The following is a 17549-nucleotide window of genomic DNA, read 5'->3' on the forward strand; positions in this document are numbered from 1 at the left end:
CATTCTCCGGATTCGGCAGTCATTTCGAAGCACACACGACCATTGCCGCCATCGGCTCGCTCCCCTTCCCCCCTGGGTCACGCCATGCGCCGTCCGGTTCTGCTGCTGCTCCTCATCTCCATCCTCGCAGGCAGTGCAACTGCGCAGTCCCCGCGCATCATCGATAATCCCCGCCCCACCTGGAAGCCGGGGGAAGCGCTGGCCCTCTCCGCGGCACCGACGCTGGTGATCGGCGCGGACGGGGGGCCCGACTACGAACTCTCGCGCGTTCGCGGGGCGGCCCGGCTGGGGGACGGCCGCATCGTGGTGGCCGATGGTGGCAGCCTCGCGCTGCGCTTCTACGATGCTGCAGGTCGCTATGTGAAATCGGCTGGGGGCAAAGGAGGTGGGCCTGGTGAGTTTGAACAGCTGGAGTCGTTCTGGCGCGTACGGGGCGATACCCTCGTGGCAGGGAGCTTGATGAGGGGGGACCTTTCCTACTTCACCGGAGACGGCAAGTACCTGCACCGGCTTCCGAGCACACCGCCCCCGGGGCCGCCAGGCGAAGCATCGTCCACCGGTATGCCGTTCACGCTCGTACCACTCGATGGAGGCGGCCTGCGGGTCAGCGCAATGATGCGGATGGGGCGGCACACCGCAGGGAATCCTCGCTCGGTCGATTCCTTTCCGGTGGCCGTTGTGGACCGGAGGCAGGTTGAGACGCGCCGCATCGGCGCCCTGCCGATGATGGAGGTAGCCCTGCACGAGGGGGAGTATGGCTCGCCATGGTTCGGCGCCAAGGCCGCGTATGCCGTCGATGCGACGCGCTTCTATGTCGGCCTTGGCACGGCGTACTCGATCAGCGTGTACACGCGGGATGGAACGCTTTCCCACACGATCCGACGGGCATGGAGTCCGCGCAGGGTGACCAAGGCGGACATCGACGCCTACATGACTGAATGGGGAAAGCGTTGGATCAAGTCGAAGGGCGCGCAGGCCGAGAAGGAGCGCGCAGAGCTGCGCAACGATCGCTATGCCACCACAGTCCCCGCCTTCTCGCAGTTCATTGCCGATGGGACGGGAAGGCTCTGGGTCCGCGAGGCGCACCTTGCCGATGCCCCCGGCGCCGGACAACTCAACACTACCCCACTCGTTCCGAGCACCTGGAGCGTCTTCGACCCGGCCGGCCGATGGCTCGGCGATGTCACCATGCCCGCGCGTTTCCTCCCGCGCGACATCGGCACCGATTATGTGCTGGGCGTCGCGCTCGACGACGACAACGTCGAGACCGTCGTGATGTACCGGCTCGCGCCCCGCGCTGGCCGGTAGCGAGGCCTCCCACCCCCATCCCCCCTAGGTTGGCCTCGTTGCCACCTGAAACTTGCGCGGCACGCCCCCGTACTTTACACTACAAAGTGCTTTGCCGCCTCCCAGGAGTCGCCCGTGCCTCGTTGCCACCACAGCCCGTCGGTCACCGCATGACAGCCCCGGAGCCCGAACCGACCCCGCTGCACGACCGGGCCCTCCAGGACCTGTCGTTCATCCGGCGCACCATGGAGGGGGCGGCCTCCTTCACGGATGTCCCCGGCAAAGGGATCGTGGCGCTGGGGCTGATCGCCATCGCGGCGGCCGGTATCGCCTCCCGACAGGCCACCCCCGACGGATGGCTCATGGTCTGGCTGGTGACGGGCATCGTCGGTGGGCTCGTCGGCAGCGGGACCATGTATCACAAGATGCGCCAGCGGATCGGCACCGGCGGCGCCTTCTCGCTCAGCGCCCCGGCCCGGAAGTTCTTCCTCGGTTACTGGCCCGCACTCCTCGCCGGCGCCGTCCTGACCATCGCCCTGATCGATCCGGGCACACCGGGCGTCGAGGCCCACGTGGTCGATCGCCTCCTGCCGGGGGTCTGGCTCCTCCTCTACGGCGTCGGTGTGACCACGGCAGGCGCCCATTCGGTGCGCGCCGTCCCGCTGATGGGAATCGGCTTCATCCTCCTCGGCGCGACGGCGCTGTTCTGCCCGGCCCTCGACGGCGACCTGATGCTCGCTCTCGGCTTCGGCGCGCTCCACATCGGCTTCGGCGTCCATATCGCTCGGCGGCACGGTGGCTAAGCCCCGCGGCAGCGCCGCTCGGGCGCACAAGCCATCTGCCACCGAGGCACCGGCCTCGAAGGCACCGGGCCCGAACCTGCAGGCCATTGATGGGGATGTCTCGATGCCGATGTCGCTCGATCGGATCATCCACGAACGGATGCGCCTCGCGATGGTGAGTGCGCTGGCCGTGCACGACACGCTCTCGTTCAACGAGCTGAAGTCGCTGCTCGACACCACAGACGGCAACGTCTCGGTGCACGCTCGGAAACTCGAGGACGCCGGCTACATCACCTGCACCAAGAGCTTCGACGGGCGCGTCCCACGAACCGAGTTTCGACTCGCCCCGGCCGGCCGACACGCGCTCGAGGAATACCTCGGCCACATGGAAGCGCTGATCCGTCGCGTGGGAGGCGCCTGATGCCCGCCGGGATTCCCTCGCATCTCGCGATCATCATGGACGGCAACGGCCGCTGGGCCACCTCGCGCGGGCGTCCGCGCTGGATGGGGCACGCCCGTGGCGCACGCACCGCCGCCGAGATCGTGGCGCACTGCGCCAAGCTCGGCGTCAGCGACCTCTCGCTCTACGCCTTCTCGAGCGACAACTGGAAGCGCCCGCGCGAGGAAGTCGGCTTCCTCTTCGACCTCTTCGCGTCGCACCTCGAGAACAAGCTGGCCTCGCTGGTCACTCATGGCATCCGACTCTCGATCTTCGGCCGACGCGATCGCCTGCCGACCAAGCTCGTGATCGCGATCGAGCAAGCCGAGCGCCGCACCGCCCATGGAACACGGATGCACCTCCATGTGGCGATCGACTATTCCAGTCGCGCCGCACTGGAGGACGCGTTGCCACGGGCTGACCATGCCTCGCGCACCGCCCTGCTGCCGTCGGTCGACCTGCTGGTGCGAACCGGCGGGGAACGGCGTCTCTCCGACTTCCTGCTGTGGGAAAGCGCCTACGCCGAGCTTGCCTTCCTCGACGTCTGCTTCCCCGACTTGAGCACCGACGACCTCGACGCGGCCTTCGCCGACTTCGCCCGACGCGATCGGCGCTTCGGCGCCGTTCCGTCCATTGCATCCCCCCTGGAGCCCGTCACATGACCGTCGTGCAGATTACCCAGTACGCCGAAGAACCGGAGGCGCTCGAGGCGCTGTATCGCCGTGACCCGGCGCTCTTCAACCGTTCGTTCGCCGAGGCCTTCCGGGCGGCGCCGCAGTCGCCAGTCCTCCGTGTCTGGCAGGCCCGGCTCAACTATCGGGAGGCGTCGGATCAGGCGGCGACGCGGCGCGGCGTGATAATGGTCATCCTGCTGGCGCTGATCTCCGGCGCGGCGGTCCGCCTGCCGGCGCTGGCCCTCACGGTGGATTGGTACTATCCCCGCTTCGCGCCGATGATCGTCATCCTCGGACTCTGCACCTACTTCTGGATCGCGAACCCCGACCGCCGACGAATCATCCTGGGACTCGGTGTCGCCCTTAACACCGGCATCTACGTCTCGCTGTTGCCCGGCTTCAAGGATTCCGTGGTGATGGCGCTGATTCACCTCCCGATCCTCTTCTGGGGCGTCCTCGGCCTGGCGTTCACCGGCTCGGCGTGGCGTGACACCGATGCCCGCATCCGCTTCATCCGCTACAACGGCGAGATGGTGATCCTGGTGGCGCTCGTGGGCCTCGGCGGCATGGTCTTCAGCGGCCTGACGGTGGCGCTGTTCGAGATGGTGATGAAGGACAGCGCGGAACAGTACTTCGAGAACATCGGCATCTTCGGGGTGGCCGCGGTTCCCGTGGTGGCGACCTACCTCTATGACGTCGTCTTCCATCGACGCACCGGGATTCCGGCCGTACTGGCCCGTGTCTTCGCGCCGCTCTTCCTAGTCATGTCGACCATCTACCTCGGCGTCGCCTTCCTCGGCGGGCAGAACCCGTTCCTCGACCGCGGCTTCCTGATCACCTGCAACGGCCTGCTGCTGGTGGTCCTGGCGATCACCGTCTTCTCCATCGTCGAACGCGACGCCGATTCGCCCACCGGCCTCGTCGACACGATCAACGTGGCGCTCGCCGGCGTCACGCTGGTGATCAATGCCATCGCCCTGTCGGCGATCGTCTTCCGTCTGGCCTCCTACGGCTTCACGCCGAATCGCGTCGCGGTGCTCGGCGTCAACCTGGTGATCATGGTCCACCTTGCCCGAATCTGTTGGTCGTACCTTGCGGTGGTGCGCGGCCGCGCCCGCTTCGCGACGATGCGTCCCGTCGTGGCGGGATACCTGCCGGTATACGCCGGATGGGCGGCCCTGGTCGTCTTCCTGCTGCCGGTGATCTTCCGCTTCGCCTAGCGCCCGCTGACTGGCCCGCCCCGACCGTGGGCGGCATATTCCGCTCGGACGCCTCCCCTCACGCCCGAGCCACCCAATGAGCGATTCCCTCTCGCGCCGAGACGCCCTCAAGGCACTCGGCGCGGCCGCGACCGCCGGACTGCTGCCGACGACCACCCAGGCCGCGGAGCCCGACGCGTCGCCGATCACGCCAACGCCGCCCATCGAGCAGGTAGCGCGTGCCAGCGGCGAGATCGTGACTCTCCAGAACACCAGCGAGGTCTTCACGCCGGCGCGGGGCGAGTCGTTCATGCGATTCTCGTTCGACTTCCCCGAGCCGTCGGTGGTCTTCGGGCCGCATCGTTTCGGCTTCGTCCTCTTCACCAACGAGAACACGTACTCCCTCGATCAGTCGCGGATGCGCGCCGAGGGGAACGACGACGCGATGCGGCTGAGCTGCGACTCGTTCGTCTGGGCCGGCGGGCAGGAGAAGGTGACGGGGAAGTTCGAGGCGACCTTCCGGCGCACCGCGCAGGCGATCGAGTGGGACATCGTGGTCACCATGCCGCACCCGGTGAAGACTGTCACCACCGTGATCCGCGACATCCCGAAGGGCCCGGTCTCATTTGGCGGCGGCGGCTTCGTCAATCCGCGCGACGGCGACCTGCTGGGTGGCTACACCTTTGGCGCGGGCGACCTCCACGGCGCCTTCTCGCCGATCGGGATGACGACGCCGATCGCAGTCCTGCAGGCGGCCGACGCCGAGTTTATCGCCCTCTCCACCCTCGACGATCGCGTCCGCCCGAAGCGCTTCTACTTCCAGCAGGGGGAGAAGGGGTTCCGGGTCGAGGCGATCTACGAGCACGACGCCTGGCGGAACGACACCACGGTGCGCGTCCCAACGTGGCGGCTGCTGCGCGCCACGACCTTCGAGGGGGCGATGGCGCCGCACATGGCGCACATCGAGCGCGCCTACGCGCTGCCGACCTACGAGACCCGCCCCGACGCCCCGGCGTGGATGCGCAACGTCGCGCTGGTCACGACGTTCCACGGGCAGCACTATACCGGCTACATCTTCAACGACTACGCCAAGCAGCTCGAGATCCTCCGCTGGATGGCGACGCAGATCGCGCCCGAGCGGGTGCTCGTCTTCCTCGCGTCGTGGGATGGCCGCTACTACTGGGATTACCCCAACTACACGGTGCCCGAGCGGATGGGGGGCGAGGCGGGATTCCGGCGGCTGATCAGCGAAGGCCAGAAGATGGGCTTCAAGATGATGCCGATGTTCGGCGCCAACTCGGCGAACCGGCAGCAGCCGTCCTGGGAGAAGATCAAGGGCGGCGCGACGTACAAGCTCGACGGCGACCTCTACAACCTGAACTGGGTCGACTGGAACAACGATCGCCACCAGGACGGCTGGCTCACCTACATGAACCTCGGCCATGACGCCTGGCGGAACCACATCACGGGGCGGATCGCCGAGACGATCGAGCGCTTCGGCGTCGATGCTTACTTCCTCGACATCGTTGGCGGGCACGTCAACGCCACCACGGGCGACATGCACGAGGGAACGAAGCGGATGATCAGCGACCTGCGGACGCAGTTCCCGAAGGTCGCCTGTGTCGGCGAGATGCCCTACGACGCTCTCTACGGCTTCATCCCGATGTACCACGCCGGGGGCGGCGGGCGGTGGCGGAAGTACGCCCGCTTCTTCTCGCACCTGAGCGCCCCCGCCCCGGGACGCGGCAGCAGCGGCGTCCACGAGGCAGGCTTCCAGCACTTCAACACCGAGACCCTCGGCCTCTCGCCGAACACCATCCCCACGCTGCAGGTGGTCGACGACACCTTCACCCTCCACCGCGACACGATGGCCGCCGTCATTGCGCGCGCCAAGCAGCGCGCCGGGATCGGCTAGAGCGCGTTCGCCCGCACGGTCCGGATGCCGAAGACCGGGGCGATCCGCCCCGGCTGGGTGGCCTGGAAGCGCACCGTGACCTTCGCCTTGCCGCGTACCAGCGTGGCCGGGACCTGGTAGGTCGCGTCCCAGAAGCCGACGGCGTCCGGCTTCGCCTCGAAGCTGCCCACCACGGTGCCATCGACCTGGATCTCGAAGTTCCCGGCCGCGGGCATCAGGCCGATCTCGTTCAGGTAGGTCACCACGACCGCCATCGGCGCGTCAGCATCCACTGCGAGCTGGTACGAGAACCACCCTCCACCCGCGCGGTTGGGCTTGCCGTCGGCGTTGCCGGCCGGCCTGTTCGCGGGCTCGCTGACGTACCCTGCGGACGATTCCTCCGCGGCCACACCGGGGTGCACCACGCTCACCGTCGCCGCTTCCAGCCGGCGGAGCCGTTCCCGTTCGGCCGCGAGCGCACCGACGCGCGCGTCGAACTCCGCCGTCGTGATCACGTCGAAGTAGTTGCTGTAGCGGCGGCGATGGGTCCGGTAGAACGGCTTGAGTGAGAGGTCAGTCGGCGCGGCCGGCTGCGCCGGAAGCCGCGCCACCTGGCGCGCCGTGAAGTCACCGGGTGCACCGGCCGGCACCAGCCACTCCGCGACTGGCTTGTCGTCGGTGACCAACGCCGGGATCCTCGCCACGCTCGCGCCCTCCGCACCTCGGCTCGGGCCATGGTCGCCTGCCAGCACGAGCGGGCCCCACATGATCGCCGTGACCCGCTTGTTGTCGGCGGTCGGCTCGAAGCGGAGCGTCTTCGGCAAGCGCATTGCGATGACGTCGCCGGCCTTCCACTGCCGTGTGATGCTGACATACTGGCTCGGCGGAAGCCCCGACTCGTCGATGCCGATGCGCCAACCGCCCGCGGCCCCTGGGCGGAAGCTCGCGATCGGCGGCTGCGGCAGCTTCTCGCCGTTCACGCTGATGGTGTAGCCATCGCCTGCCCAGCCCGGCCGACGCAGATGCAGCGTCGACGGCTTGAGCCCTGCCGCGACGACCTTGATCCGCGCGCTCTCGCCCGTGGGGAAGTCGGTCTCCTGCACCAGCTTCATCCCCGAGGCGAAGTCGGCCGAGCTGGGGACGAAGAGGTTCACCCAGGCCTGGTCGGCGTTCTCGTAGTAGATGCCGTCGCCGTGGAGGGCGTGGCTCTCCATCCCGCTGCCGACGCAGCAGGTGAAGTCGCGCTGCATGTCCTGGTATTCCTGCGTCACGCCACGCCCGGCCGGCACCATGTACGAGGTGGTGCCGTCGGCCGGATCGATCGAGGCGAGGATGTGGTTGAAGAGTACCCGCTCGTGGAAGTCGCCGTACTCGGCATCCGGCCGGAACGAGAAGAGCCGGATCGAGAGCTTCCGCATGTTGTAGGCGTTGCAGGTCTCGCAGGTGCGGCCATCGAGGCGGGTGCTCAGCTGGTCCGGCATCCCGAAGTACTCGGCCAGGCCGTGCCCGCCGGTCGCGTAGGTGTGATGCTGCACCACGCGATCCCAGAAGAACGACGCGGCGACGATGTCGGCCGGGTCGCCGGTGTAGCCGTACCGTGCGGCCGAGCCGATCAACTTGGGGATCTGACAGTTGCCGTGTTTCCCGGCGAGGTTGTCCTGGTGGCGCTTGAGGGCATCGGTGAATGCCACGTGCTCGAAGCGGTGCGACAGGTCGAGCCAGCGCTTGTTACCGGTGTCGGCGTAGAGGTCGGCAAGGACCTCGTTCATGCCACCGTGCTCGGTGAGGAGCATCTTCTGCACCTGCGCCTCCGACAGCGGCGCCAGCACGGACTCGGCCCACGCGGCGTACTTGATCTCCAGCGCCAACGCCGTGGCGTTGCCAGTATGCCGGTACGCATCGCGGAGGCCGGCGTACGTCTTGTGCAGCGTGTACCACGGCGACCAGAGACCGTTGAGGTCGAACCCGCCGGAGCGGATGTTGCCCTTCGACACCGCGGCGAACGCCTCGCGCAGCCCTTCGAGGGCGCCGAGGTAGCCATCGCCGTTCTTGAGCTGGACCTCCTGCATCTCCTTCACGAGATAGCCGGCGCGCGCCTTGAAGCGGGCGTCGCCGGTGGCCCGATACATCAGGCTCACCCCCGAGAGATGGTGCCCGGCGATATGCCCCGTGAGGTTGCGGCCACCGCCATCCCATCCCTCGTACGGCTCGGCCTTCTTCGGCAGTCCGGCGCGGAGGCGATAGTGCGCCATCATCCGATCGGGATCGAGCGCGAGGAGGTAGCTCGCGGTGACATCCTGTGCGCGCTTCAGTGGCCCGCCAAGTACCCGCACCTTGTGCAACGGCAGTGGACGCGCCGTGAGCATCCGCAACTCGAAGGCGCGGATCGTCGGATCGACCGCGGGGGCCAGCGGCAGCTCGGCGGCGAGCTCGCCCTTGGTCAGCGGCCCGAGCGAGAAGGCGGCGGCAGTGGCCGCGGACTGCTGGAGGAAGTCGCGGCGATTGGTGGGCATGTCGAGGTCCTGGTGGGGTGGGAACAGCGACGGAATCTAGGGACCGCGCGCTCGGCTGTCGAGCGAGCACCCTCCGATGCCGCTGGAGGCGGATTCGCTTCGGGGACGCTAGCTTGAGGGCAGACCCCCCGACATTCCGAGGAACCCACCATGCGACTCCCGTTGCTCATCGCCGCCCTCGTGCTCGGCGTCGGTCCGGTGCCCCAACAGGCGCGCCCGCTCTTCAACGGTCGCGACCTGACGGGGTGGCATGTGGATGTGCCCGCCCGCGACACGACGCCATCACTCCGGAATCCGTTCATCGTGCGGGACGGCCATCTGGTCTCGCTCGGCACACCGGAAGGGCACCTGATCACCGACAGCGTCTACGCCAACTACCGCCTCGACGTCGAGTATCGCTTCCCGGGCAAGCCGGGCAACGCCGGGGTGCTGGTACATGCGTCGACGCCGCGCGCGCTCTACGGCATGTTTCCGAAATCGATCGAGGTGCAGATGGAGCATGGCAATGCCGGCGACTTCTGGTGCATCGTCGAGGACATCACCGTCCCCGACATGGTGGCGCGGCGCGGGCCCAAGAACCTGTGGGGTATCCGGGAAGGCGCCAACCGCCGGATCGTCAACCTGACCGATGACTCCGAGCGCCCGCTCGGCGAATGGAACTCGATGCGCATCGAGGCGGTCGGTTCGTCGCTGAAGATCTGGGTCAACGGCGTCCTGGTAAACTCGGGCACCAATGCCACCGCGTCGCGCGGGCAGATCGCGCTGCAGGCCGAGGGCTCCGAGGTCGAGTTCCGTCGACTCGACCTCACGCCGATCACGCGACTGAGCCCCTAGGGACGCGGCTTGGCGGGTGCCTTCAGCGCCCGCTCGCCGATCCCGGGCTGCTTCATCAGCGCCTCGATGTCGGCGATCTCGATCGGGACGAAGCCCGACATCAGTTCGTAGCCGGTCTCGGTGATCAGGATCATGTCCTCGAGCCGGACCGAGAGCTCCCCGGCGCCGTCAATCGTCATCTGCGGCTCGATCGTGAAGACGTAGCCGGGCTCGAGCGTGCGAGTGATGTTCGGCACGTCGTGCACTTCCATCCCCACTGAATGGCCGAGGGAGCCGCCGCGGCCCGTTGTGCCCGGCGGGAGCGGCTTGTAGCGGTCCATCATCGCCTGCGCCGCCGCCTTGATCCGTGGGTCGGTGAAGCGGTAGGCCGCCATGATGGGCTGCATCTTGGCGTAGGCGGAGTCCATGACCGCACGGGCCGTCACGTGCGGACGGATCGACGTGAGCACCGCTTGATAGAGTCGCAGATAGATGGTGTAATACTCTCGCTGCCGGGGCGTGAACTTGCCGTTCACCGGCCAGACGCGGGTGACGTCGGCGGTGTAGTTGTTCAGGTCCGGCGCCCAGTCGAATTGCAGCAGCTCGCCATCGACCAGCGTGCCGCGGTTCTTGTGGTAGTGGGTGTACTGCATCCGCGGTCCGCCGGCGATCAGCGGGAAGTACGACGTCCCGTATGCCCCGCCCCGCTTGTAGACATACTCGGCCGGCGCCTCGAGCTCGTGCTCGAGCATCCCCGGCTTCGTGTCGCGCATCGCCTCCATGATTGCGACCCCGGCGAGCCTGGTCGCCTCGCGAATCTGCGCGACCTCCCGAGGAGTCTTGAACGCCCGGAGCGAATCGAGCACTGGATCGAGGTCCTTGAGCTGGGCCGTCGGCACCGCACGCTTCACCGCCGCGACGAACAGCTCCTCCCGCGAGACGCGCCCGTCCCAGGGATCGGCCTTCGAGCGCCGGAAGTAGCCGGCGACATCGCTTGAGGACTCGCTCCCCTGCGTCTCCGGGCGGAACGGCGTGAAGATCGTCCGTCCATCCAGCCGCCCCAGCACCGTCGCGAAGGAGTCGCGCGGCATCACCACGTCGACCCCGCTCACCTGCCGGGCGGAGTCGTTGGCGGTGAGGTAGGGACCGTACTGGCGGACGCGCGGTGCGGCGGCGTTGAGGAAGAGCGTCGTGCGCTTGGTGCGGCCGTCGACGATCAGCATCGCGCGCGGCTCGACGACGCCACTCAGGTAGAAGAACTGGTTCCCCTGCCGCAGCGTCCATTCGCCGCGGGCCTCGGTGGTCCCTTGGATCACCGCGACGCCGTCGCCGATGTGTTCCATCACCTTGGCGCGGTGCGCGGCGAACTCCTCCGGTGGGAAGGCGCCGGTGAAGCCGCCTTGTGCCGCCAATGGCGCGGCGAGGAGGCCGAGCGCCACGGCGACGGTGCAGGTACGACGAGCCATGCGGTCCATTCCTTGTGGTGGTTACTTCCGAGTGAAGGCGGGGGGCGTCATCAGCAGGCGCGTTCGCGGATCGAGGACGACATCTCGCGGCGCCCGGGCGCTGGGGATCTCGACTCGCGTGCTGACGCCCGTGAACTCGATGGTCGAGACGGTCGTCGCTCCGGCACTGTCGGGCACGATGCCGACATCCAGCGCCAGGCGGTACGGCGTTCCGGCCTGGGTCTGTCGAAGCTCGACAACGACCACCTTCCGGGCGTCATCCCAGCTCCACGTTCCCGCGAGTGCGGGAGAGATGGTGCGATGCAGCCACTGCTCGAAGAACCAGCCGAGTGACTGGCCCGACACCTCTTCCATCACCCGTTGCAGGTCTGCGGACGAGGCATTCGCGTCGCGATAGCGCTTCGAGTACTCGCGGATCCCGGCCCGGAAGAGATCCTCGCCGAGCTGGATGCGGAGCATGTGGAGGACCCAAGCCCCCTTCTGGTAGACCAGGTTCGGGATCACACCGCGGAGGTCCGCCGGGTTGGCATGGACCACCGGATGATTGACCCGCGTCTCGGCCGCAAGCGCCGTCGTCCGGGCGCGCTGGAGCCCGGTGACGAAGGCGTCGCGCCCGTCGTAGTGCTCGGTGAACAGCAGCGTGAAGTAAGTGGCGAAGCCTTCGCTGAGCCAGGCATCGTCCCAGTCATTCTCGGTGACGGCGTCGCCGAACCACTGATGCGCGATCTCGTGCGCCACCAGCGACGTCTGCGGCGTGGTGCGGACCGTCGTCTCGCCGTAGAAGATCACGCTGGCGTGCTCCGTGCCACCGCCCCCAAAAGCGGCCGCCACGTTGGCAAGCTTCTCGTACGGGTACGGACCGATGTAGTCGCTGAAGAACTCCACCGCCTGCCGCGCCGGTGCCTCGTAAGTCAGGATGCCGTTCTCCATCTCCTGGTAGGCGACCCAGGTCTGCAGCGCCACGCCCCGGACCGTGCCAGCATGATGGACCGCGAACTGGGCGACACCGATCGCATTCAACCACGACGAGATGGGCACCGACTGCTTCCAGTGCGTCCGCTTGGTGCCGTCGGCCCGGGAGATCTCGGACTGGAGCAGACCATTGGCGACGACGGCGTACTTGGTCGGCGCCGTGACGATGAACTCGCTCGTTGCCTTGTCTGATGGGTGGTCGATCATCGGCAGCCACTGCCGTGCCAAGTCGGGCCAGTTCCACGAGAAGAAGCAGCGCTCCTTGAACTTGTTGAGTCCCACCATCAGGCCGCCGGCCGGAATGCCGTGGTACCGCACCCGGAAGCGGCGCAGCTCACCCGCCGCCGGCGCACGGCCCAGCGTCATGGTGAGATGGTTCTCACGATGCGTGAATGGCACCGCCACGCCATCACTGGTCACCTCGGCCACCGCCATCCCCTTCCCGTTCGCCACGGTTGCGAGGTCAAGGAAGAAGGTGGTCAGTCCGCCCTTGATGAATCGCACGGTGACCGTCGCGTCGCCAGCCAGGTCATCGGTCGAGTCGTTGAGTGCCAGCTCGAAGCGATAGTGCTGCACGTCGATCCCCGGCTGACGCGGGTAGGCGTCGCGCATGGCCGGCGGCGTGCCGACGAGGCCAGCGGCGAGTCCGACGAGGGTCCACAGATGCATCGCGAGCGTCTCCGGGGGGCTGTGCGTGTGGGGTGAAGCGGGTGGTGCCCTAGCCCAGCACTTTCGGTGCGACGAACCGCTTCGACGCCTGCTCGTAGCTGTGCGCGAGCGCGAGGAGACGTGCATCGCTCCCCGGCAGTCCGACGAACGAGAGGTTGCCCCCCGGCATGCCGTCGCTGCCAAGGCCGCTCGGCACGGAGACCTCCGGAAGGCCGAGCCAGTTGCCGTAGCCGAGCGTGGTGCGGATATCGGGCCAATTGTCGACGGCACGGGGCGCGGGAAACGGCATCGTCGGATAGACCATCGCCTCGATCCGCTGCTGCCGGAACGACTCGGCCAGCTGCGCGGTGACCTCGGCGCGTGAGCGTGCGAACGACACCCCTGCGGGATCGGTCTCGTACGGCTGCACCATCAGCTTCGCCATCGCCTCCCATTCCTTGGGGAGGACGTCGTAGAACTTCTGGAACGCGGCGAGCCCCTTTCGGACACTCGCTTCGGCATTCGCACTGCCCTGCCGCTGGAAATAGCGGAGGAGGGCGTTGGCGGTGGCGGCAGGCGAATTCGGATCGGGGCGAGCGTCCTGCCGGGCCGTGGCTGAGGCGGTGAAGCGTTGCCGCACGGTCGCGCGGGTCACCTCCGGGGCGAACGGCTCAACCACGGCGCCGGCGCGCGTGAGGTCAGCGATGGCCCGATCGAAGATGGCCACCGACGCGGCGGGCATCTGGTCGCGCGGGACGTGGAACTCCACCAGGCCGAGTCGGGCGCCTTGCAGGGCATTCGCATCGAGGGTGGCGAGGGTGCCGCGTCGCCACGGTGCGGTCAGCGCGAGACCGTCGGACGCATCGGGGCCGGCGATCGCGTCGAGCATCAAGGCCGCGTCGGCCACGAAGCGCGACAGGGGTCCGTGGGTGTCGAGGTACGGCCAGGTCGGGATCACACCACTGCGCGGGACGAGGCCGAAGGTCGGCTTCATCCCGACGACGCCGGTGAACTGGGCGGGGATGCGGTTGGAGCCGCCGTCATCGGTGCCGAGCGCGGCGAAGGCGATCCCGCAGGCCACTGACACCGCCGACCCGGCGCTCGAGCCACCAGGGGTCTTGATATTGGCCGAATCGTATGGGTTGATCACCTGGCCAGAGAGCGACGCGGTGCCGTTGCCGCGGTAGGCGAAGTCGTCGGCGGCCGTCTTGCCGAGGATGACGGCGCCGGCGGCGCGGAGCCGGGCGACCTCCAACGAGTCGTGGCGTACCGGCTCAGGAAAGAGCTCCGCCCAGGCGGCACTCGAGGAGGTGGTCGGGAGGCCGGCCATATCGTAGATCGACTTCGCAAAGAGCGGCACGCCATCGAGCGGACCGCGGAGCGCGCCACGACGGGCGCGAAGGTCCGAGGCACGCGCGTCGGCGAGGGCACGGTCGCTGAGCAGGTCCGTCGAGTGGAGGCGGTGGTTCCAGGCGTAGCTGCGGTCGATGGCCTCGCGGGTGACCGAGGTGGCGGTCCACTCCCCGCGCGCGCGGCCGGCCTGGAATTCCAGGATGGTGCCGGCGAGTGGCTCGGGGGGAGCGCGGGCCAGCGGAGGTGCGGCGCGGCGAAGAGGGCGCCGAGGGTCTCGAGGGCTTCGCGACGAGTGAGGGGCATGAGGAAGTTTACAGCCATTCTGCGGGTGGCGGGGTGGCAGGTGGCGGACGGGGAGATTGAAGTAGCTTCAATCGGCAGGCGAGTCTGCTGTGACATCCGGGAGGCGACATGACGTTCGGCGACGAGGGTACCATGTCCGCAGGCGAGCAGGCAGGACGATTGGGGAGTCACGAGTGATCGGCGGGCCACGTCGTCGGTGGCGCGTCCTCGCGTCCCTGCTTGTCGCGGCGCCTCTGCAGGGCCAGACTCCGCCGTGGCGCCTTCTCCGCGAATCGGGCTTCACCATTCCGAGCACGATCGCCAACGCCAACTCGATTGCGCTCCTGCCGAACGGCCACCTGCTCCTGCGCGACAACCGACCGCCATATATCCATATCATCGATCGCACCGGCCGTTCGATCCGTGCCTTCGTCGAGCATGGCGCCGGGCCCGGACATGCCACGAATCCGGTGCGCATCGGCTACCTGAATGGCCAGGTCTGGTTGTGGGACACCGCGACCCAGCGTCTCAGCTATTTCACCCTGGAGGGCGTCCTTCAGCGCGAACTCCCGTTGGCCATTCATGGAGACGTCATTCCTCGCGCGGCGAACCGCTTCGTGGTGCTGCCCTTCTTTGTCTACTCCCCAGGCGGCGATTCGATGCGCACGATCACGATCAATGCGATCGACTCCACCGGTCGCCTGAAAGAGCGGCTCTTCAGCTACACCGGTGCGATCCCGACGCTCACGGTTCCGGCAGGAGGCGGCCGCACGACCGTCGGCGGCCAGCCATACTTTCAGGTGCCCTATCAATCAGTGTTCCCCCATGGCAACGGACTCGCGGTGGCCTTTCCCGCGGTCATGCGTCGCGGGACGAGGACCGCGTTCAGGCTTGTACGGATGGATGAATCGGGAAAGCGCCTCTTCGACGGCTGGGTGAACGTCCCCGGCGTTCGCACCGGGCCGAGGCAGCTCGACGAGGCCGTTGCGTATCTGACGACCGGCCCTGCGGCCAAGGATCCGGCGTACGCCGGCCGGGTCCGGAAGGCGGTGCGCGTCCCCGCATTCCTCCCGGCCTTCACCGTCGCGATGGTCGGGCCTGGTGGCGAGACCTGGCTGCGAGACTTCGCCCTTGGCCGGGGAGGCCCCGGATGGTTCGTCGTTTCGGCGACGGGCAGCCTGCTCGGCCGCGTCACCCTTGGCCGCGATGAACAACTGGCCTCCATCACCCCGGACGGCCGCCTCGTGGTTCGTGGCGAGGGTGCCGATGGCGAGCCAACGCTGACCTTCTACCGGGTCGACCGGCGCTGAGCGGCGGGGTGGCGCCTTGTGGTCCGCCATCCCGCTGTAGCTTCAAGGAATCCCAATCCAGAGAGGTCCCGGTGCCCCGAGTCACCACCACCGCCGTATACATCGTGACGAGCGCCGCGCTCCTCGCTGCCTGCTCCTCGAGTACGCCCACGCCGTCGACGACCCCAACGACTGCACCCAGCGCCGCCGCCACGGCGACCACCGTGGCCGCGCGGCTCCCGGCGTGCACCGGCCCGGTCGCGGACAACCGGGTCTTCGCCTTTGATGAGGTCCACGTGCCGCCCGCGTATCGCGATGGGCCCGCAGTCAGGTACCCTGCCGCACTCCGACAGGCCGGCGTAAGTGGCCGGGCCACGCTCTCCTACATCGTGAACGGCGATGGCGCCGTCGACAGCACGAGCGTCACGGTGGTCTCCGCCACCAACCCTGCCTTCGAGGCACCATCGCGAACGGTGGTGGCCGCGACGCGCTTCTGGCCGGGATGCCGTGATGGCACGCCGGTGCGCACCCGCGTCACGCAGGCGATCATGTTCGACGCCAAGCGCGATGGAACCGGGGCCCCGTGAGGGCGCTGCTGGCGCTGGCCATCGTTGCGACGGTCCCATTGCCGATACCAGGACAGAGCGAGGCATCCTACGACGCCTTCCTGCGTCAGGTCGTGCTCACTCGAACCGGTGGCTACGGCCACCCCACCGGCATCAGTTATCAGGCCGCCGACTCCACGACGATGCGCCTGCTCGGCAGCAACGATTCGCTCCGCGTCACACAGCCAAACGCCTCATCCCCCATCGATTGCCCCAGCGCCACCAGCGATCGGGGGCGCTGGACCGGCGGCTACCTGGTCAAGGTGTCCGACTCGGCAAACGCCGAGGCGGGCGTCCGGCGCATCACTGTCGAACTGTCGTGCACCAGTCACGTGGTTATCCGGAATGAGAAGCCGACCAGGTTTTGGGAGCTCGGCGTCTGGGACGTCATCCACGACGCGAGCGGGTGGCGCGTGTTGCGGCAGATCTCACGGCGGATGACATGAGCGACAGGGGAGCGGCCGCCGAGGTCCAGCGCATCGCCGCGTTCTCCGACGGTCACACCGGCGGCAACCCCGCCGGGGTCTGGATCGGCGAGTCGTTTCCGACCGACGCGGAGATGCAGCGCACGGCGCATGAGGTCGGCTTCTCGGAAACCGCATTTGCGGTCCCGACGGCGACCGGATTCCGGGTCCGCTATTTCGCGCCCGCGTCCGAGGTCCCCTTCTGCGGTCACGCCACCATTGCGCTCGGCGCCGCACTCGCCATGACCCACGGCGACGGCACCTTTGCCCTGACGCTGAACGACGCCGAGATCACGGTCGAGGGGCATCGTGACGGAATGATCGTTTCGGCCGCGCTGCAGTCGCCGCCGACCCGTAGCGCCCCGATCTCGCCGCTGCTGGTGTCGGAGGTGCTCGGCATCTTCGGCTACACGGCTGCCGACCTCGACCAGCGCATTCCTCCAGCCATGGCGCACGGCGGCGCGAATCATCTCGTCGTCATCCTCAAGTCGCGAGCGCTCCTCGCCGCGATGCGCTACGACCTGGACGCAGGCCGTGCCCTGATGCTGCGCGAGGGGCTGGTCACCATCCTCTTCGGCTGGGCCGAGTCGGCGCAGCGCTTCCACACGCGGAATCCCTTTGCGTCGGGCGGCGTCTACGAGGACCCGGCCACGGGCGCCGCGACCGCCGCCTTCGCAGGCTACCTGCGCGACATCGGCTGGCCGCATGGTGGCGTGATCGACATCGTACAGGGTGAGGACATGGGCATGCGATCCCTGCTCCGAGCGGAGATCCCGGAATCGCCAGGCAGCTCGATCCGCGTGTCGGGGACGGCGCGGGTGATGGCGTCGACTGGAAGCTGAACCTCGCTCTCAGGGTCCCGACGCTCC

The 17549-nt window shown here is 68.0% G+C and carries 15 protein-coding genes; 11 read left to right on the top strand and 4 right to left on the bottom strand.

Features of this window, described 5'->3' with window-relative positions:
* Positions 1 to 84 precede the first annotated feature (84 nt).
* From IPP98_07585 to IPP98_07610, 6 genes are all read left to right on the top strand, one after another.
* A complete protein-coding gene (locus tag IPP98_07585; protein MBL0178969.1) occupies positions 85 to 1308 on the top strand; it encodes a hypothetical protein in 1224 nt (407 codons plus the stop codon).
* Between the two features lie 149 nt (positions 1309 to 1457).
* On the top strand, positions 1458 to 2090 hold the full coding sequence (locus tag IPP98_07590; GenBank protein MBL0178970.1) for a hypothetical protein: 633 nt from the start codon (positions 1458 to 1460) through the stop codon (positions 2088 to 2090).
* Positions 2091 to 2193: 103 nt separating this feature from the next.
* Entirely contained in the window at positions 2194 to 2490 is a 297-nt protein-coding gene (locus tag IPP98_07595) for a transcriptional regulator (protein ID MBL0178971.1), read from the top strand.
* Positions 2490 to 3170, top strand: coding sequence for a di-trans,poly-cis-decaprenylcistransferase (uppS, locus tag IPP98_07600; protein ID MBL0178972.1), 681 nt, complete (start codon positions 2490 to 2492; stop codon positions 3168 to 3170). The genes IPP98_07595 and uppS overlap by 1 nt, the downstream gene beginning before the upstream one ends.
* The gene (locus IPP98_07605; GenBank protein MBL0178973.1) at positions 3167 to 4402 is read left to right on the top strand and encodes a hypothetical protein; all 1236 of its coding nucleotides are present in this window, start codon (positions 3167 to 3169) and stop codon (positions 4400 to 4402) included. The genes uppS and IPP98_07605 overlap by 4 nt, the downstream gene beginning before the upstream one ends.
* A gap of 76 nt (positions 4403 to 4478) precedes the next feature.
* Positions 4479 to 6296, top strand: a complete 1818-nt coding sequence (locus IPP98_07610) for a hypothetical protein (GenBank protein MBL0178974.1) — start codon at positions 4479 to 4481, stop codon at positions 6294 to 6296.
* Here the strand turns inward: IPP98_07610 and IPP98_07615 are convergent.
* Complete coding sequence (locus tag IPP98_07615) at positions 6293 to 8788, bottom strand: glycoside hydrolase family 127 protein (GenBank protein ID MBL0178975.1); 2496 nt, start codon at positions 8786 to 8788, stop codon at positions 6293 to 6295. The two genes, IPP98_07610 and IPP98_07615, sit on opposite strands and share 4 nt — an antisense overlap.
* Before the next feature lie 150 nt (positions 8789 to 8938).
* Between IPP98_07615 and IPP98_07620 the strand changes: the two genes are divergently transcribed.
* Positions 8939 to 9622, top strand: a complete 684-nt coding sequence (locus IPP98_07620) for a DUF1080 domain-containing protein (protein ID MBL0178976.1) — start codon at positions 8939 to 8941, stop codon at positions 9620 to 9622.
* Here the strand turns inward: IPP98_07620 and IPP98_07625 are convergent.
* From IPP98_07625 to IPP98_07635, 3 genes are read right to left on the bottom strand one after another with little or no spacing between them, the layout of a single operon-like run.
* Positions 9619 to 11067 carry an aminopeptidase P N-terminal domain-containing protein gene (locus IPP98_07625; GenBank protein ID MBL0178977.1) on the bottom strand — a complete coding sequence of 483 codons (1449 nt, stop codon included), beginning with the start codon at positions 11065 to 11067 and terminating at the stop codon, positions 9619 to 9621. The genes IPP98_07620 and IPP98_07625 overlap by 4 nt on opposite strands.
* A 21-nt stretch (positions 11068 to 11088) precedes the next feature.
* Entirely contained in the window at positions 11089 to 12708 is a 1620-nt protein-coding gene (locus tag IPP98_07630) for a M1 family metallopeptidase (protein MBL0178978.1), read from the bottom strand.
* Between the two features lie 49 nt (positions 12709 to 12757).
* Positions 12758 to 14383 (bottom strand): amidase, encoded by a 1626-nt coding sequence (locus IPP98_07635; protein MBL0178979.1) that lies wholly within the window; start codon positions 14381 to 14383, stop codon positions 12758 to 12760.
* Between the two features lie 133 nt (positions 14384 to 14516).
* Here IPP98_07635 and IPP98_07640 point away from each other — a divergent pair, with 133 nt between their 5' ends.
* The 4 genes from IPP98_07640 to IPP98_07655 all read left to right on the top strand — a co-directional run bounded on the left by IPP98_07640 (position 14517) and on the right by IPP98_07655 (position 17522).
* Complete coding sequence (locus IPP98_07640; protein ID MBL0178980.1) at positions 14517 to 15632, top strand: hypothetical protein; 1116 nt, start codon at positions 14517 to 14519, stop codon at positions 15630 to 15632.
* A gap of 71 nt (positions 15633 to 15703) precedes the next feature.
* Positions 15704 to 16198, top strand: a complete 495-nt coding sequence (locus IPP98_07645; protein ID MBL0178981.1) for a TonB family protein — start codon at positions 15704 to 15706, stop codon at positions 16196 to 16198.
* Positions 16195 to 16662, top strand: coding sequence for a hypothetical protein (locus IPP98_07650; GenBank protein ID MBL0178982.1), 468 nt, complete (start codon positions 16195 to 16197; stop codon positions 16660 to 16662). The genes IPP98_07645 and IPP98_07650 overlap by 4 nt, the downstream gene beginning before the upstream one ends.
* A complete protein-coding gene (locus IPP98_07655; protein ID MBL0178983.1) occupies positions 16659 to 17522 on the top strand; it encodes a PhzF family phenazine biosynthesis protein in 864 nt (287 codons plus the stop codon). Before IPP98_07650 ends, IPP98_07655 begins: the two co-directional genes overlap by 4 nt.
* Positions 17523 to 17549: the final 27 nt, after the last annotated feature.

The organism is Gemmatimonadota bacterium (assembly GCA_016720805.1).
Lineage (GTDB): Bacteria > Gemmatimonadota > Gemmatimonadetes > Gemmatimonadales > GWC2-71-9 > Palsa-1233.

Coding starts and splice junctions, on each gene's coding strand:
- IPP98_07585 (MBL0178969.1), top strand. CDS start 85: ATGCGCCGTCCGGTTCTGCTGCTGCTCCTCATCTCCATCCTCGCAGGC.
- IPP98_07590 (MBL0178970.1), top strand. CDS start 1,458: ATGACAGCCCCGGAGCCCGAACCGACCCCGCTGCACGACCGGGCCCTC.
- IPP98_07595 (MBL0178971.1), top strand. CDS start 2,194: ATGCCGATGTCGCTCGATCGGATCATCCACGAACGGATGCGCCTCGCG.
- uppS (MBL0178972.1), top strand. CDS start 2,490: ATGCCCGCCGGGATTCCCTCGCATCTCGCGATCATCATGGACGGCAAC.
- IPP98_07605 (MBL0178973.1), top strand. CDS start 3,167: ATGACCGTCGTGCAGATTACCCAGTACGCCGAAGAACCGGAGGCGCTC.
- IPP98_07610 (MBL0178974.1), top strand. CDS start 4,479: ATGAGCGATTCCCTCTCGCGCCGAGACGCCCTCAAGGCACTCGGCGCG.
- IPP98_07615 (MBL0178975.1), bottom strand. CDS start 8,788: ATGCCCACCAATCGCCGCGACTTCCTCCAGCAGTCCGCGGCCACTGCC.
- IPP98_07620 (MBL0178976.1), top strand. CDS start 8,939: ATGCGACTCCCGTTGCTCATCGCCGCCCTCGTGCTCGGCGTCGGTCCG.
- IPP98_07625 (MBL0178977.1), bottom strand. CDS start 11,067: ATGGCTCGTCGTACCTGCACCGTCGCCGTGGCGCTCGGCCTCCTCGCC.
- IPP98_07630 (MBL0178978.1), bottom strand. CDS start 12,708: ATGCATCTGTGGACCCTCGTCGGACTCGCCGCTGGCCTCGTCGGCACG.
- IPP98_07655 (MBL0178983.1), top strand. CDS start 16,659: ATGAGCGACAGGGGAGCGGCCGCCGAGGTCCAGCGCATCGCCGCGTTC.